Origin of the sequence: Streptomyces sp. NPDC021019, assembly GCF_044333295.1 — a bacterium.
GTDB lineage: Bacteria > Actinomycetota > Actinomycetes > Streptomycetales > Streptomycetaceae > Streptomyces.
Genome location: NZ_JBIRQR010000001.1, coordinates 1,517,967 through 1,534,260 on the forward strand (window position 1 = coordinate 1,517,967; position 16,294 = coordinate 1,534,260).

Genomic DNA, 16,294 nt, shown 5'->3' on the forward strand with positions numbered 1-16,294 from the left:
CGAGGTTGTCCGGACCATGAACTCCCGCCAGCGCCGCGGCGTGATACTCCTGCTCCTGTCGGTCCTGTGTGCCTTCGCGGCCTTCGCCGGTGTGCTCTCGGTGATCAGCGACGTCAACTCGAAGGTCGGACCCGAGGTGACCGCGTACCAGCTGAAGACCAACGTGGCTCCGTACACAGCCCTGAACAGCGGCCAGTTCGAGAAGATCAAGATGCCCGAACGCTGGCTCTCGGAGAACGCCGTGACCGACCTGCGAGAGGTCGAGTCGAAGATCGCGGTCACCGAGCTCCGCGAAGGCTCCCTGCTCCAGTCGGACATGATGGTCCGCAAGCCCGAACTCCGCGCCGGAGAGCAGGAGATCGCCATCATGATCGACGCGTCCACCGGCGTCGCGGGAAAGATCACACCGGGTGCGACGGTCAACATCTACGCGACGTTCGCCGGTGAGGACCAGGGCGACGCGGCCCAGTCCAAGGTCATCGTCTCCAACGCCAAGGTGCTGGACGTCGGCGAGCTGACCGCCCTGGATCCCAGCGCGGACGACCGCGGGACCCGGGCGACCGAGGCCGTGCCGATCACCTTCGCCCTGAACACGCTGGACACCCAGCGCGTCGCCTACGCCGAGTCCTTCGCGGAGCACGTGCGTCTCGCGCTCGTCGCCCCGGGCAGCGACGGCACCATCCGTCCGGGGGACCGCACCTACACGCTCGACAAGGACAAGTGAGGATGGGATGACCACCAGAATCCTCCCCGCCGTCGGTGACCTCGACGCGGCCCGCTCCGTCACCACCCTGCTCAGCCAGTTGCCCGACGCCGAACCCGCCACCCCGGTCGGCGACTCCACGCAGCTCATCGACACGCTGGCCCGCCTCGCGGGCGAGGCGATCGACGAGCTGCCCGAGGTGGTGCTGGTCCACGAGCGGATCGGCCCGGTGCCGGCCCTGGAGCTGGTCCGAGAGGTGTCGATGAGGTTCCCGTCCGTCGGCGTCGTCCTGATCACCGCGGACGCCAGCCCGAGCCTCTTCGCCGACGCGATGGACTCCGGGGCGCGCGGGCTGGTCACCCTGCCGCTGAGCTACGAGGAGCTGGCCAACCGCGTCCAGGCGGCCGCGCAGTGGTCCTCCGGCGTACGACGCCACCTCACCTCCGCGAACGACGTCTTCACCGGCCCCGGCGGCACGGTCGTCACGGTCACCGGCGCGAAGGGCGGCGTCGGCGCGACCGTCACCGCCATCCAGCTCGCCCTGGCCGCTCAGGCGTCCGGCAACACGGTGGCGCTGGTGGACATGGATCTCCAGACCGGGGACATCGCCTCGTTCCTCGACGTCCAGTTCCGCCGCTCCCTGGTCGACCTCGCCCTGATCACCGACATCTCGCCCCGGGTGCTGTCGGACGCGGTGTTCTCGCACTCCACCGGCCTCGCCCTGCTCCTCGCCCCCGGCGAGGGCGAACGCGGCGAGGAGGTCAGCGACCGTTCGGCCCGCCAGATCGTCAGCGCGCTCCGCACCCGCTACGAGATCGTCGTCATCGACTGCGGCGGCCAGATGAACGGCGCCAACGCCGCGGCCATCGAGATGGCGGACGTGGCCCTGCTGGTCACGACCCCGGACGTGATCGCGGTGCGCGGCGCGAAACGCATCGTACGGATGTGGGAACGGCTCCAGATCCGCAAGGCCGAGGAGACGATCACCCTCGTCAACCGCTTCACCCGCAACACGGAGATCCAGCCGCCGCTGATCCAGAAGATCACCGGCACCCGGGTCGCCTCGGCGGCGATCCCCGCCAACTTCAAGGAACTCCAGGCGTCCATCGACTCCGGACGCCTGCACGAACTGGACGCCAAGAGCACGGTCAAGCAGGCGCTCTGGGGCCTGGCCGGAGAGCTGGGCATCGTCAAGGAGAGCGCGACGGCGAAGAAGAGCGGCAGCGCCCTGGTCAAGCGGAACAGCGGCGCACCGAAGAACGACCGGGGCTCGATCGGACGCCCGCGCCGCCGGCGCGACGGCTCCGGCCGTGGACTCGGAGACTCCGAGGGGACACGTTGAGCGATGACCACCACAAGGACGGCACGAAGCGGCATACGGGGGCGGATCACCGCCCTACATGACCGCCGGTACGGGAACGGGGCCGGGGACCGCTGGCCCGGACCCGGGACCGGTATCCGGATGAGGGACCGGGACCGCGGGCAGACCGCGATCGAGTTCCTGGGCATGACCCCCTTCATCATCCTGATCATGCTCGTGCTCTGGGAGTGCGCCCTGATCGGCTACACCTTCAGCCTCGCGGGCAACGCGGCCGACGTGGGCGCGCGCAAGGGCAGCGGAGCGGAGTACGGAGCGAGGGCGGCGTGCCGGGAAGGTGCGATGGAGGACCTCCCCGACGCCTGGGTGGACGAGGCGTCGGTGCGGTGCGGCGGCGGCAGCGGGCTGTACGAGGCCACCGTGAAGCTGAAGGTCCCGGTGCTGGTGCCAGGCCTGTTCGACCTCGACACCGAGATCACCGGCAAGGCCGGATCCCCGAGGGAGGACCAGCGATGACGACGCAGCCGTACAGCGGGCGCACCCGTTCCGGACGCGCGAGGGGCGACCGGGGCCAGGTCGCCATGGAGTACCTCGGCTTCCTCCCCCTGCTGCTCCTCGTCGCGATGGCGGCCATCCAGCTGGGCCTGGCCGCGTACGCCGCCAACCAGGCGGGCACCGCCGCGCGCGCCGGGGCCCGTACGGAAGCCAGCGTGGACGCCCGGGGCAGCGGGCGGTCCAACGCCCGGGAGGCCGTGAGCGACTGGGTGGAGGAGGGCGGATTCCGCTACCGCAGGAGCGGCGGCCAGGACATCACGGTCACGGTCCGGGTCAAGGTGCCGTCCGTCGTGCCCGGATTGGACGACTGGTGGGCCGAGCGGAGCACGACCATGCCCAACGAGAAGTCCCGGATCGATTTCTGACCCACCCCACCCGACCCCACCCCACCCGACCCCACCCCACCCCACCCCGACCCCGGGGCCGACCTGACTTGACCTGCCGGACCTGCCGGACCTGCCGGACCTGCCGGACCTGCCGGACCCGGACCGTCCGCGAACACCGAGGAGAGCTACGCCGATGAGCCTGCGGGCACGCATGACCGCTCCTGAGGAACAGGGCGGCTCACGGGAGGACGGCCACATGGTGGCCACCTACCGGGCCAAGCTGCTGGAGGAGATCGACCTCGCGGAGATGTCCTCGCTGGCCGCCGCCGACCGGCGGGCCCGGTTGGAGCGCGTCCTCGGCCACATCATCAGCCGCGAGGGCCCGGTCCTCTCCACCGTCGAGCGCTCGCAGCTGATCCGCCGCGTCGTCGACGAGGCGCTCGGACTCGGCATCCTGGAACCGCTCCTGGAGGACGCGTCCATCACCGAGATCATGGTCAACGGCCCCGACCAGATCTTCGTCGAGCGCAACGGCAGGGTCGAACAGCTCCCGATGCGCTTCGGCTCCCACGAACAGCTGATGCAGACCATCGAGCGGATCGTGTCGACCGTCAACCGCCGCGTCGACGAGTCCAACCCGATGGTCGACGCCCGCCTGCCCAGCGGTGAACGTGTCAACGTGATCATCCCGCCGCTCTCGCTGACCGGCGCGACGCTCACCATCCGGCGGTTCCCCCGCTCCTTCACGCTCCAGGAGATGATCGGCTTCGGTTCGCTGGACGAACAGATGCTGGTCCTGCTCGCCGGACTGGTGCAGGCCAAACTCAACATCATCGTCTCCGGGGCCACCGGCACCGGCAAGACGACCCTCCTCAACGCACTGTCCGGACTGATCCCGAACATCGAGCGCATCGTCACCATCGAGGACTCCGCCGAACTCCAGCTCCAGCAGAGCCACGTGATCCGGCTGGAGACCCGCCCGGCGAACGTCGAGGGCAAGGGCCAGATCACCATCCGGGACCTGGTCCGCAACTCGCTGCGTATGCGCCCCGACCGCATCGTCGTCGGTGAGGTCCGAGGCGGCGAGTCCCTCGACATGCTCCAGGCGATGTCCACCGGTCACGACGGTTCGCTGGCCACCGTCCACGCCAACAGCGCCGAGGACGCGCTGATGCGTCTCCAGACCCTCGCCTCGATGTCGGAGGTCGAGATCCCCTTCGAGGCGCTGCACGACCAGATCAACAGCGCCGTCGACGTGATCGTCCAGCTCACCCGGCACGCCGACGGCACCAGGAAGATCACCGAGATCGCCGTCCTCGACTCGCACGGCCGCGACCCGTACCGCATCGTCACGGTCGCGCGGTTCAACGCACAGCCGATGGCCCCCGACGGCCGCATCTACGGCGACTTCCAGTACCTCCCGCTGCCCCGGAAGCTCGCCGAGCGCCTCTACCTGGCCAGTCAGCCCATCCCGCAGGCGTTCGGCGTCGCCCAGTCCGCCGAACAACTCGCCACCCGAGAGGCCAACTAGGTACCGAGCCATGGACAACGTCAACCTCCCCCTGGTGACCGTCGGCGTCACGCTGCTGGCCTGCGTGCTCGGCGTGATCGGCCTGCACGCCTACTCCGGCGGCAAGGCCGACCGCGACGCCCTCGTCGACCGGCTCTCCCACGTCGGGCAGCTCCCGGAGACGGGCCGCCGCCGCCGCTTCAAGCGTTTCGACCGGCAACTGCGCGCCACCGCGCTCGGCCGGAGACTGGAGCTGAAGCTCGCGGCGACCGGCATGGACATCACGCCCGGCGAGTTCTTCGTCTACGCGCTCGCCGCGATGGCGGGGCTCTGGATGATCGCCTCCGCCATGCTCGCCGCGTTCTTCGGCCCGGTCGCCGCCCTGATCGGCCTCTGGGGCACCAACGCGTTCCTCAACTGGCAGCGGGTCAAGCGCACCGAGCGCTTCATCAACCAGCTCCCCGAGCTCTCCCGGATCCTCGCCAACGCCACCCAGGCGGGCCTGGCCCTGCGTACCTCGCTGTCGATGGCGGCCGAGGAACTGGAGGACCCGGCCGGCGAGGAGCTGGCCCGGGTCGCGAGGCGGCTGGCCGTCGGCGAGCCCCTGGAGGACGCCCTCAGCGAGCTGACCGACCGCCTCCCGTCCCGGGAACTCGTGGTCCTCGTGACCACGTTGGTCCTCTCCAACCGGGCCGGCGGTACGGTCGTCAGCTCGCTGCGCAACCTCACCGAGACCCTGGAGGAGCGCAAGGAGACCCGCCGCGAGGTCAAGACCCAGCTCTCCCAGGTCACCGTGACCGCCTACGCGGTACCCCTCTTCGGAATCGGCGCGATGCTGCTGATGAACGCGGTCATGCCCGGCGCGCTGGACCGGATGACCGGGGCGTTCTTCGGCCAGGTGGCGGTGGTCGTGTCCATCGTCCTCTACGCCATCGGTTTCGTCGTCATCCGCCGCTTCTCCCGTATCGATGTCTGAACCGATGTCTGAACCGATGCCTGAACCGATGTCTGAGACCACGACCCAGGAAGAAGGGGGACGGACATGGACCTGCTACTAGCCCTGGTCGTCGGCCTCGCCGTCTACGGGGCCATTCACGGCATCCGGATGTACCGGGCCGACGCCAAACTCCCCGGCGACCTGGCCGTGGCCCTGGAGTCCGGGGCCTCCCGCACCAGCGCGGTCGGCTCCGGTATCGACCGCCTCGGCATCCGCTGGGCCCCCATGGTGCTGCGGATGATGGGCCCCAAGGCCGTCAACAAGAAGCGCCGCCAGATCGACCTGGCGGGTAACCCCGGCGGCCTCACCCTCGACCGTTACGCGGCCCGCCGCGCGGTCTACGGCGCGCTGGGCGTCCTCGGCGCGTTCTCTATGCTCCTGCGCGGCCAGCTGTTCCTGGCCCTCCTGATGGTCGCCTTCGGCCTGTTCTGGGTGGAGGCCGGGATCTGGTCGGCGATCCGGGTGCGCCGCGAGCACATCGAGCGGACCCTGCCGGACTTCCTGGACGTCCTGGCCGTCGTCGTCTCGGCCGGGCTCGGCTTCCGGCAGGCGCTGGACCGGGTCGCGGAGAAGTACGAGGGCCCCTGGTCGGACGAGCTGCGCATCACGCTCCGGCAGATGGACATGGGCGTCAGCCGCCGCCAGGCCTTCGAGGAACTCCGCAGACGCAACGACTCCGAACAGGTCGCCATGTTCGTCACGACGCTCCAGCAGGGCGAGGAGCTGGGCGCGCCGATCGTCGAGACGCTCATCCAGATCGCCAACGACATGCGCCGCACCGACGCCCAGAACGCCCGCCGCAAGGCGGCCAGGGCGGTCCCGAAGGCCACGTTCGCGGTGACCACGTTCCTCCTCCCGGGCACCCTGCTCCTCCTCACCGTCGGATTCGTTTACGGAGCCGACGTCGACCTCACGTCCCTCACGGGCGGATGACATGAACGACGGCCCGGATGGGGACGGAACTCGTACGTTCCGGAACGCCCGCTGAACTGATTGGCCGAAGGAGCGGGCCCTACGGGGATGCGAGCGGTACGGAGCACGAGCGCGACCAGCACGAGCGTTACGGGGTTGAGACGGAGGTGACAGGCGCATGGCATTCCAGCTCAGCGGAGCCCAGCCCGGACTGACGGCGGAACTGACCCGCGCCCACACCGGCGCCCCGGCCCGCCCGGCCTTCGCCATCCAGGTCAACGCCCTCCAGGCGATGTGCCGCCAGGTCTTCGGCTTCCGCCTGGCGATGATCGCGATAGCGACCCCGTACGCGATCGACCGTACAGCTCCCGGCCTGCCCACCTGGTTCATCGGCTCGGCGATCCTGGTCACCTTCATGGGCTCGTACCTGCTGTTCCGGGACTGGGAGCGGTTCGGCCCGGTGCTCCTGCGGCACCCCTGGCTCCTGGCCGTCGACGCGTTCTTCGGCGCGCTGCTGTTGATCACGGCGACCCCCGAGTCGACCCTCGCGTACGTCACCGTCTGCACCCCGCTGCTGGCCGGCCTGGTCCAGGGCTGGCGCGGTGCTGCGGTCTTCGCGGCGCTCCAGGTGGTCATCGTCTTCGGTGTGTACGCGAGCGTCCCGAAACTGGAGCCGGGCGGGGCGCCGGCCCTGCTCCTGCCCGGCTTCTGCGTGATCGCCGGGGCGGTCGGGGTCACCCTGCGCAACCTCCTCCTGCGCTTCGGGACAGCCACCCAGGCGCTCACCGAGACCCGGGCGCGGCTGGCGGTGAACGAGGCGGTGGAGGGCGAGCGCACCCGCCTGGCCCGGGAGATGCACGACTCGGTCGCCAAGACCCTGCACGGTCTGGCGCTGGCCGCCGACGGACTGGCGGGCTCGGCCGGGCGCATGGACCCGCCCACCGTGAAACGCCAGGCGGAACTGGTGGCCCGGGCCGCCCGCCGGGCCGCCGCCGAATCCCGGGAACTGCTCACCGACCTGCGCCGTGAACAGGGCCTGGAGGGAGGCGTCGACCTGGTCGCGGAACTGGCGGCCCACGCCCAGCACTTCACCGACCGTCACCCGGTCACAGCCACCTTCCGCCGCCTCGCCGAGGAGACCCCGGTCCCGCCCGTACCGCAGGCGGTCGCCCGGCAACTCCTCACCGTCGCCTCCGAGGCCCTGGAGAACGCCCACCGCCACGCGGGTCCTTCCTACCTGATCGTCCTCGCGGGCGTGCAGGGCGACATGCTCCGCATCAGCGTGTACGACGACGGGCGCGGCCTTCCCGCCGGAACGACGCTCGACACCCTCCGCAGGGCCGGTCACTTCGGCCTCGTCGGCATGGTGGAGCGGGCCGCCTCCATCGGAGCCCGCATCCGGATCGGCCGCGGGAACGCGGAGAAGGGCACGGAGGTGCGTGTGGAGCTCCCCCTGGCGGCGCTGGCAGGCCCTGCCACCGGGGAGACGACCCCGTCGTCGTCCCCGCCCGCCCCCGTGCCGCAGACCTCACCACCGCTCTCGCCGTCGTTCGCGCCGCCCGAGAACGTCACGACCCCCCACCCATGACTCCGATCCTGAGAGGAGGTCGCAGCATGCCGGACGATGTCTCCCCCGTGCCCAACCGCGTTGGGGCGTCGGCTCACCACGACGCCACCCAGCACACGTCGTCACACATCCCGTTCGCACAGGCCCCCGGCCCCGCCGGCCGGCCCGGCTATCAGCGCACTGCGATCCACCACCCGGCCACCCCGACGCCGCCCCCCGCGCTCGGAGGGCCCACCACGTCCCCCTTCCCATCGACTCCCGCGGTTCCCGAACCGGCCCGGCTCCGGGTGGTGGTCGCGGACGACAACCCGGTGGTCCGGGCGGGGCTGGGCGTCCTTCTCTCCGGCCGCGCCGACATCCAGGTCGTGGCAGAGGCGGCGGACGGCCGCGAGGCCTACGAGAGGACGCTCCAGCACCGCCCCGACGTGGTCCTGCTCGACGTCCGGATGCCCGGCGTGGACGGCATCTCGGCCCTGCCGCACCTGGTCGGACTCGCGCCCGTGCTGATGCTGACGTACAGCCGCGAGAGTGAAATCGTCCACGAGGCGCTGCGCCTGGGCGCGGGCGGCTACCTGGTGCACGGAGAGTTCACGGCGGACCAACTGGTCCGTGCGGTGCGCGACACGAAGGACGGCCGCGCGAACTTCACCGCCACGGCCGCCGACGCCCTGCTGGCCCACATGCGGCTGGGATCGGCTCCGCCCCGGGGCCCCCTGCCGGAGGGGCTCGGATCGGCCCTGACGCCGGAGCTCCTCCCCGCGCACCTGGCGCCACACCTCCGCGAAACCTCGGAAAGTCTTTCGCAACTGCAACCTTCTGTGGGACAGTCTTCTCTGTCCGGGGGCCCGGTACCTGTCCCCAACAGGCGGCAGTACAAGCTGAGTTCGCGGGAGGTGGAGGTTATGGACCTGATTGCGTCCGGAATGAGCAATCAGCAGATCGCCGCCACCTGCTTCATCAGTGAGAAGACGGTCAAGAACCACATCAACCGCATCTTCACGAAGCTCCACAGCACCACCCGCAGCGAGGCGATCGCCCACTGGCTCGGCACCGCGCCCCGGAACACCGGGCGGCAGCCATGACCGAGCGATCGTGCAACGAGGGGGCCCGAGGAGCCTTTTGGGCCCGGGAATGGGCCCACGGGCCCTCTGGGACGGCACCGGTTCCCCCCTATGTTTCTCACGTCGTCAACGGCACCGGCCGGGAGGAAGCCGGTATCGAGGGCGGCACCGCAGGAACGTGCGAGTCGGCCGGCAACCGGTCGGCCGAACCCGGAGGGGAACACCATGTCGGACATCACCCTGAAGACCGTCGTCCGCGTCAACGGCTGGGCCAACACCGCCGTCGGCAGCATCCAGAAGCGCTACGCGGCGAAGGACCGGGGACAGACGGCGTTCGAGTACCTGGGCATCATCCTGGTGGTCGTGGCCATCATCGGTGCGGTCGCCGCCTCGGACATCGGAGACAACATCTCGCAGCGCATCGACGGACTGGTGACCGCCATCGTCTCTGGCTGATGCGTACACGTCCACGCGGCGACGCAGGGCAGGCCTTCCCCATCTACATCATGATGGTGGCGGGCCTGCTCTTCCTTGCGTTCGCCTTCTTCGCTGTCGGCAAGGCCTCGGCCTTGCGCAATGGTTCCCAGGGCGCGGCGGACGCCGCCGCGCTGGCCGCCGCCCAGAAGGCACGCGCCAACTTCGGGCCCGGATTCCTCGGCTCGCTGCCCGGCAACGCGCTGGACGCCTTCCTCCTCGCAGACTTCGCCCCGCCCTGCGCCGAGGCGCAGCGACTTGCCGAGGCCAACGACGCGAAGAGGGAGCTCTGCTATCCGACCTCCGGATACCTGCGCGACAAGATCACGGTCGAGGTCGAGGGGCACGAATCGGTGGACTCGCCGGTGATCCCAGGTTCACAGAACAAGAAGGCCGAGGCCAAGGCCACCGCACTCATCGAGTTCCGCTGCCCCAACCCGACGGCCGTCGACGCCAACAGTGACGGCTCGCCGGAGCTTTTCATCTTCACGTGCCTGAGCGGCGATGTCATCAAGATCGCGACGGCCGAGATCGGGCGGCCCGGACTGTGGGAGAGCGTGAGCAGAACGCTCTTCGACGTGCGGTTGGTCGACCAGTGACAGCGAAGCGAACGACGAGTAGAGGAATCGGACCATGAGCATGCGGCGGATCACGACGACCAGAAGGGCGATGACAGCTGTCTCGGTGACGGCTGCTCTCGCCCTCGCGCTCGCCGGCTGCGGTGACGACGGAGGCGAGGAGCCCGGCAACGAGGGTTCCAGCGCGCCGTCCGCCCCGGCCAGCCCCTCCGCGGAGGACAAGGGAGAGCCGCAGCAGGAGGACACCGCGGCGGGGGCGGCCGTCGACCCAAATGTGAAGCTCGCGGAGGCACGGGGGCAGGGCGGGCTCGTCCTGGTCTTCAATGAGGCCAAGCGGGACTCCGGGGGATTCCTCACAGTCCAGGGCGAGATCACCAACGAGGGAGACAAGGTACGGACCGCGTCGGCTTGGGCCGGTTCCGAGACCAGCATCGTTCAGAAGAACCCCAACTCCGTCGCCGGTGCGACCCTCGTGGACAAGGTGGGGAAGAAGCGCTACTACGTGCTCCGCGACACGGACTCCCGCTGTCTGTGCACGACGGCGATCTCATCCCTCGCCCCGGGCAAGTCCGCGCCGATCTTCATGCAGTTCCCCGCCCCGCCGCAGGGCACGACCGAGGTCGACTTCACTCTCCCGACCTTCGCCACCACCTCGCTGAAGATTTCTGGGTGAGTGCGGCCATGAAGACCACCAAGCGCCCCCGGGGGGCCCGCAGCATGGGGCAGGCCGTCGCGGTCGCCGTGCTGATCGCCGGCACCACGCTGCTCGGAGCCTCGCCCTCGTACGCCGACGACGGGCCGAGCGTCCCGCCCGGGACGGAGGCGACGTCGGAGCCGCCCGTTCCCGTCGACCCGAACGACCCGGACCTGAAGATGCCGGAGGGCGGCACCCTCGCTCCCGGCCGGGTTCTGGACATCGTCCAGGTCGTGGAGGACCTCGGTGGCGAGGAACGCCGCGAGGACAGCAACGCAGACATCAAGTTCGCGCTCCAGGCCGAAGTCCTCTTCGGCAAGGACAGCGCGAAGCTCGGTTCGGCGGCCAACGCCCGTATCGCCGCGATCGCGGCCGAGATCAAGAAGCAGAACGCGACCAAGGTCCGCGTCTTCGGCTTCACCGACAACCTCGGCTCCTCGGCCCACGGCGACGTCCTGTCCAAGCAGCGCGCCGACGCCGTGCACGGGGTCCTCTCGAAGGAGCTCGGCGCCACGATCACGTACGAGATCCGGGGTTACGGCGAGCAGTACCCGATCGCCAGCAACAGCAACGAAGAGGGCCGCAAGAAGAACCGCCGCGTGGAGGTCTCCTTCCCGCGCGGCGCGGGGTCCTGACCTCCTCCGCACCCCACGGGAGACGGCCCGGTCCGGCGCGCGACGACCATCGCGTGCCGGGCCGTTCGTCATTACGGTGGACGGCCTGCCCGAGGGCCCGTCAGGGCCGTAAACCGGCCATATTCCCTCCGAGCCCGTCACCCGAACGGCGGACCGTCGTTTGCGTTGTGGATCAAACGCATCCCCTACGGACAAGAACACGGTGGGCCCGTACGGACAAGAACACGGTGGGCCCGTCGTGCGGCCGGGACGGGATCAGGACCGGCGGCAGGCGCGGCGGGATGCGCCACACAGCGCGCCGCGGAGGCATGGGGTCGGCGGGGGTGCCGGGGTGCACGGACGAACAGGCGTCGAGGAGGGTGTGATGGGTGTGGAGGCCCACGCGACGAACGAGCGGGTGACGGGACGCACATGGACGGTGCGGCTGGACCCTGTCGGCCGCGGTCGGGCGGACGTACGCGTCTCGTGCAGCCGCCCGGCCTGTGCCGCGCAGGTGCTGCCCTCTGCGGCCGTCGGCCGTACGGCGGCGGTCGATCACCTCAAGGCCCACCTGCGCGCGGGCCCGGCCCCCAGCCCGTCGGCGTACTGTGCCTGCCGGGCCGCGGAATGCCACACCCACATCCGCCCCGCCGGACCGCGTGAGCGTCCCACGCCCTGGAGGTGTGGCGGCGCGGTCGTCCTGGCCGTCGTCACGGACCGGGAAGGGCGCTGGTGGCAGGTGATGGAGTGCTGCTCGCGCTGCGCTGCCGCGCATCCCACCGCGAAGATCGCCGCGACCGCCCCGGCTCCCGACCGGACGGCTCCTGCCTCCGCCTCCCGGCCCTCGACGGTCCCCGCGCCGACGGTGTCGGCCGTCGGCCCCCACTTCTCGCACATCGCTTCCGGGGCTTCCGGGGCAGCCGCCCCGCACGAGGTACCGGCTCCCCGGCCCGAGAGGTCCTCGCGGCCCCCGCGGCCGGCACGGCAGCGTGCCCGGCGGGGGAGGATCGCGCAGCGATCCGTCCCGCACGACCTGCGGCCCGTCGCGCTGCGGGACGAACTCACCGAACTCGGCGAGCTCTTCCGCGCCTACCAGCAGCGCGCCGAACCCGACCTCGCGATGCTCGCCGACCTCCACGCCCGCAAGGCGAAGGCCTTCAGCGCCTGGGCCGAAGTCACCGCCGACACCGGACTTCGCCTCGACGCCCAGCGAGCCGAACAGGCCGCCGCCACCGCCCGTCTCCAGCATCTGCACCGCATCGGTGAGGCCCCGGAAGGCGAAGGCCCCGCTGTGGCCCGGCTGCTGACCGCGCCCGCCCAGTGGGATCACGCACGGGCCGTCCTCGCCCACGTTGCCGACCATGCGCCCCTGCCGGGGCCGGAGGCCCGCCTCCTGGTGGTGATGCTGACGCTGCGCACCGCGCAGTCCGGTACCGGCAACCTCGTCGGGCAGGACCTCAAGGGGCTGCCCCTGACGGAACCCGAACACCTGGTGGAGCAACTGCTGGAGTGCGGCTGGCTGAAAATCGCGGGTACGGTCGAGGAGTTGATCGCCTCCCGCCCGGAGAACCCCACCCGTATCGACGTGCCGTCCCTGACGCCTGGCGAGAGCGACCCGGGCCCCTTCACCTTCGGCAGGAAGATGCGCCCCAAGCTCAGCGGCTGGGCCCAGCGAGTCGTCGGCGACAAGAAGCTCCGCAAGGCCAAGACGACGGCCGACGCCCGCCTGCTCGCCCTGGCCCTGGCCACCGGCGTCACAGCCGATGGACGACTGGGGCCCGAGGGCGAGGGTCTCGACGTGGAAGCCCTCTCCTCCTGGTGCGCCATCGCCCCCGGCGACCTCCGTGAGGTGGTGGACCGCCTGATCGCGGCGGACTGGCTGACGGAGGCGGTCCCCACCGACACGGACACCGACACGGACACCGACACGGACACCGACACGGACACCGACACGGACACCGACACGGACACCGACACGGACACCGACACGGACACGGACACCGACACGGACACCGACACCGACACGGACACCGGCACCGGCACAGACGCGGACACCCGCACCCGCACCTGCGCCGACACCGTGCTCACCGGTCAGCTGACCGAACGCGTCCTCCCCCTCACCTGCCCGCTGCTGCCCTGAGAAGCGGGAGGGGAAGCGGAAGGGGAAGCGAGCGATAGCGGCTTGGGGCTTCGGCCACCCCCTAGTCCACCCCGAGCTGCTCCGCCAGATCCGCCAGCCCCTCCGCGTACAGGTCGAACCGGTCCGAGGAGGAGGGCGGGTCGCCGACCGGGCGGGCCACATAGGCCGTGCGCAGGCCCAGCGCCTGCGCGCCGCGCAGGTCCCAGGCGTGGGCGGCGACCATCAACAGGCGCTCCGGCGGCGCCCCGGAGCCGGTGACGGCCAGCCGGTAGACCGCCGGGTCCGGCTTGTAGGCGCGGGCGTCCTCGGCGGACAGCGCCTGGTGCCAGCGCAGTCCCGCGTGGGCGTTCAGCTCCAGCAGCGCCGTCCGGCTCGCGTTGGAGAGGCCGATCAGCGGGAAGCGCCCGCCGATCCGGGCGAGCCCCGCCACGGTGTCGGGCCATGGCGGGAGGCGGCGGGCCGACCGGGCGAGGGTCTCCACCGCAGCCGGATCCTCGACCCCGGCGGCCTCCGCGACGAGCCCGGCGGCCTCCCGGTCGAGGAGATCGCTGGGCAGGTAGGGCCGGTCGCCGTCGAGGACGCGGCGCTGCTCGCGCTCGATGTGCCGCTGCCACAGCAGCAGGAGCCGCTCGGTTCCGGCGGCGCCCGGGCTGTTCGGCGGCTCCGGGGCGTCCTGGCTGCCGGGGATGCCGGGGGTCCCGGGGGCCCCGGGGGACGGGGCGGGCGCGCGGACGCCGGTGCGGAGTCCGGCGGGTTCGTCGACGAGCGCGCGGATGCCGGTGCGGAGTCCGGCGGGTTCGTCGACGAGCGTGCCGAGTACGTCGAACACGACGGCGTCGATCGTCAGGTCTGCCATGGTGAGGGTCTCCTCCAAGGTGGGCGGCGGTCCGAACAACACCACAAGGCCCGCGTCACATCCCCTACTTGACCGTGATCGATGCCACGAGCGCGTCCAGGTCCTCCGCGTCGACCGCGCCCTTCGCCGCGTTCGGACGCCCCACGAGCGGAGCGCCCTTCGCTGCCCAACGCCCGCGACCAGGACCCCGAAGAGGTACGCGAACGGGGCTGTGCCGTTCTGGGAGCCGTCCATCCCCTGTTCGGCCACGCCCTGTGCGGCCACGCCCTGCTTGGCCTCCCTGTTCGGCGACGCCCCGCTTGGCCTCCGTGTCCGCGTCCGGGCCCTTGCCGAAGACGACCGAGTGCGTCACCAAGTCGGCTTCGCCTCGGGGTCCTGGCCGCCGATCGAGCACGGGCCGCCGCCACCGGCCGGCGAGCTGATCGCGCACCGCAGGCGCTCCCCGATCTCTCCGCCGGCCCCGGCCATCGCCATCGCGCCGATGAGCAGGGCGACGAGGGCGACGCGGCCCAGGTACTCCACCGCGGTCGCGCCGCAGTCCCGCCAGTCGTACGTGTACCGGGGCGGCTCCGGGCTTCGGGTGGCGCGCTCCTCCAGGAGCCGGTCCACGGCCACCCCCGATGCCGCACCGGCCGCCAGCGAGACGCCGGGCATGAGGACGGCCTCGATGCCGACGACGTCCCCGGCGACGGCGAAGCCGTACAGCAGCCCGGCCAGCGGTACGGCGAGGGCGGCGAGCAGGTACAGGACGCCGGAGGACTCGCGGTACTCCTCGGGCAGAATCCGGGCCGAGGCCAGGACCGTGAGGAGCGTCAGGACGAGGGCGGGCAGATGGAGCAGGGCCAGCCGCCAGCCGAAGGTCTCCAGGCGCTCCTCGGTGCCCAGCAGATCGAGGAGGACCCGGCGCATGACGAACCCGAGGGCGAGATGGACGAGGCCGCCGGTCACCCAGCTCCGGGTCAACGCGAAGAAGCGGCTGCCCCGGCGGGCGTGGCATGGGGTGCCGTACCCCGCGATGTCGTGGCGTCCCGACGGTGTGCGGCCCGCGCTCCGGTCCCCCCGGCCTCCGTCACCGCTCACGGTTCACCTCTCCTCGACCCCGCGCGTGTTGCCCGACGGCTGGGAGCGTACGGCCGAGAAGCGGCCCCGGCTCGGGCCCCCGGCCCCCAACCCGGGCCCAAGTGCGCGGTGGGTCAGCTGTGTTGTGCCGAGGCGCGCCGACCGCGCCGCTTGGGGCCGCCCGTGGGCCCGTGGGCCCACGCCGCACCGGCCGCGCCTCAGTACCCTCGGATGTGCCGGTGGTCGCCGACCACGACGCCGCGAAGAACCGCGATGGGGGTGGGCGTCGATGGATGCCGGATTCTTCTACTCGTACCACCTGGGCTGGACCCGGCTGGACGCCCGGACCCTGCTGGGCGACCTGGAGGCCGAAGGGCTCCGCCCGACGCACCCGGTGTCGGGCCGCACCGTGCTCGTCAGCCTCGACTCCGCGTCCCTGGACGCCCGTTCGCCCGTCACCCGGGAGCAGCTGCTGTCCATCGCCGGACTCCAGCGGCTCCGCGAGGTGGGGTTCCGGTTGTGGACCGACGGGGGCCTCGACCTCCTGGTACGCATCCGGCAGGCCCGGGCCGGCGTCGTCGCCCTGGAGTTCTCCGTGGGGGAGCTGCCCGAGCCGCAGCGGGAACACGCGGTGAGCGCCATCCGGCGGACCGTCGGACGGGCCTCCGTGCTCTGTATCGGCTTCGTCGTCGACCGGAGCGGGGCGACGGCCGCCACCGACTGGGACGGCGTCGTCATCGAGGGCGACGCGCACCTCCACTCCTGGCCGGACGCCGTCGCCGTACGGGACGAGACGGCCGCCCGCCACCCGCAGCTGGCCGTCATGGACGGGGTGGAGATGTCACCGTGGAAGGTGTACGGGAACGAGGTGCTCGGCGTCTGAGCCGGGCCGCCGCGAACCCCCGGACACCTCCCGGACACGACCCGCAC

At 71.3% G+C, this 16,294-nt stretch carries 16 protein-coding genes and 1 pseudogene; 15 read left to right on the plus strand and 2 right to left on the minus strand.

All coding sequences use genetic code 11. The annotated features are described in order from the left end of the window. Window positions 1-16: 16 nt before the first annotated feature. From cpaB to ACH4RG_RS07185, 14 genes are all read left to right on the plus strand, one after another. On the plus strand, window positions 17-724 hold the full coding sequence (cpaB, locus tag ACH4RG_RS07120) for a Flp pilus assembly protein CpaB (protein WP_018956130.1): 708 nt from the start codon (window positions 17-19) through the stop codon (window positions 722-724). 7 nt (window positions 725-731) lie between these two features. Next, a complete protein-coding gene (locus ACH4RG_RS07125; protein WP_397920339.1) occupies window positions 732-2,045 on the plus strand; it encodes a CpaE family protein in 1,314 nt (437 codons plus the stop codon). A 3-nt stretch (window positions 2,046-2,048) separates the two neighbouring features. After that, window positions 2,049-2,537: a TadE family protein gene (locus ACH4RG_RS07130; protein ID WP_397920340.1), complete on the plus strand. Its 489-nt coding sequence runs from the start codon at window positions 2,049-2,051 to the stop codon at window positions 2,535-2,537. Further along, window positions 2,534-2,941 carry a TadE/TadG family type IV pilus assembly protein gene (locus ACH4RG_RS07135; protein ID WP_397920341.1) on the plus strand — a complete coding sequence of 136 codons (408 nt, stop codon included), beginning with the start codon at window positions 2,534-2,536 and terminating at the stop codon, window positions 2,939-2,941. Before ACH4RG_RS07130 ends, ACH4RG_RS07135 begins: the two co-directional genes overlap by 4 nt. 154 nt (window positions 2,942-3,095) lie before the next feature. Continuing rightward, complete coding sequence (locus tag ACH4RG_RS07140; RefSeq protein WP_397920343.1) at window positions 3,096-4,433, plus strand: CpaF family protein; 1,338 nt, start codon at window positions 3,096-3,098, stop codon at window positions 4,431-4,433. 10 nt (window positions 4,434-4,443) lie between these two features. Continuing rightward, window positions 4,444-5,388, plus strand: a complete 945-nt coding sequence (locus ACH4RG_RS07145; RefSeq protein WP_398539218.1) for a type II secretion system F family protein — start codon at window positions 4,444-4,446, stop codon at window positions 5,386-5,388. A gap of 66 nt (window positions 5,389-5,454) precedes the next feature. After that, complete coding sequence (locus tag ACH4RG_RS07150) at window positions 5,455-6,342, plus strand: type II secretion system F family protein (protein ID WP_018956136.1); 888 nt, start codon at window positions 5,455-5,457, stop codon at window positions 6,340-6,342. Between the two features lie 157 nt (window positions 6,343-6,499). Continuing rightward, on the plus strand, window positions 6,500-7,909 hold the full coding sequence (locus tag ACH4RG_RS07155; RefSeq protein WP_398539219.1) for a sensor histidine kinase: 1,410 nt from the start codon (window positions 6,500-6,502) through the stop codon (window positions 7,907-7,909). A 26-nt stretch (window positions 7,910-7,935) separates the two neighbouring features. After that, entirely contained in the window at window positions 7,936-8,970 is a 1,035-nt protein-coding gene (locus ACH4RG_RS07160; RefSeq protein WP_398539220.1) for a response regulator, read from the plus strand. Window positions 8,971-9,174: 204 nt separating this feature from the next. Continuing rightward, the gene (locus ACH4RG_RS07165) at window positions 9,175-9,405 is read left to right on the plus strand and encodes a hypothetical protein (RefSeq protein ID WP_398539221.1); all 231 of its coding nucleotides are present in this window, start codon (window positions 9,175-9,177) and stop codon (window positions 9,403-9,405) included. Next, a complete protein-coding gene (locus ACH4RG_RS07170; RefSeq protein ID WP_398539222.1) occupies window positions 9,405-10,022 on the plus strand; it encodes a pilus assembly protein TadG-related protein in 618 nt (205 codons plus the stop codon). Before ACH4RG_RS07165 ends, ACH4RG_RS07170 begins: the two co-directional genes overlap by 1 nt. A gap of 34 nt (window positions 10,023-10,056) precedes the next feature. Next, on the plus strand, window positions 10,057-10,674 hold the full coding sequence (locus tag ACH4RG_RS07175; protein WP_398539223.1) for a hypothetical protein: 618 nt from the start codon (window positions 10,057-10,059) through the stop codon (window positions 10,672-10,674). 8 nt (window positions 10,675-10,682) lie between these two features. Beyond that, entirely contained in the window at window positions 10,683-11,330 is a 648-nt protein-coding gene (locus ACH4RG_RS07180; RefSeq protein WP_398539224.1) for an OmpA family protein, read from the plus strand. Between the two features lie 364 nt (window positions 11,331-11,694). Continuing rightward, window positions 11,695-13,449 (plus strand): hypothetical protein, encoded by a 1,755-nt coding sequence (locus ACH4RG_RS07185; RefSeq protein ID WP_398539225.1) that lies wholly within the window; start codon window positions 11,695-11,697, stop codon window positions 13,447-13,449. Between the two features lie 61 nt (window positions 13,450-13,510). Here ACH4RG_RS07185 and ACH4RG_RS07190 read toward each other — a convergent pair whose 3' ends face one another. Then, window positions 13,511-14,305 carry a haloacid dehalogenase type II gene (locus tag ACH4RG_RS07190; RefSeq protein WP_398161355.1) on the minus strand — a complete coding sequence of 265 codons (795 nt, stop codon included), beginning with the start codon at window positions 14,303-14,305 and terminating at the stop codon, window positions 13,511-13,513. Between the two features lie 357 nt (window positions 14,306-14,662). After that, window positions 14,663-15,385 (minus strand): annotated as a pseudogene (locus ACH4RG_RS07195) (hypothetical protein); the annotation flags it as partial. A 268-nt stretch (window positions 15,386-15,653) separates the two neighbouring features. On the opposite strand from ACH4RG_RS07195, the gene ACH4RG_RS07200 reads away from it, so the two are divergent. Beyond that, window positions 15,654-16,247 (plus strand): hypothetical protein, encoded by a 594-nt coding sequence (locus ACH4RG_RS07200; RefSeq protein WP_398539226.1) that lies wholly within the window; start codon window positions 15,654-15,656, stop codon window positions 16,245-16,247. The last annotated feature ends 47 nt before the right edge of the window (window positions 16,248-16,294 follow it).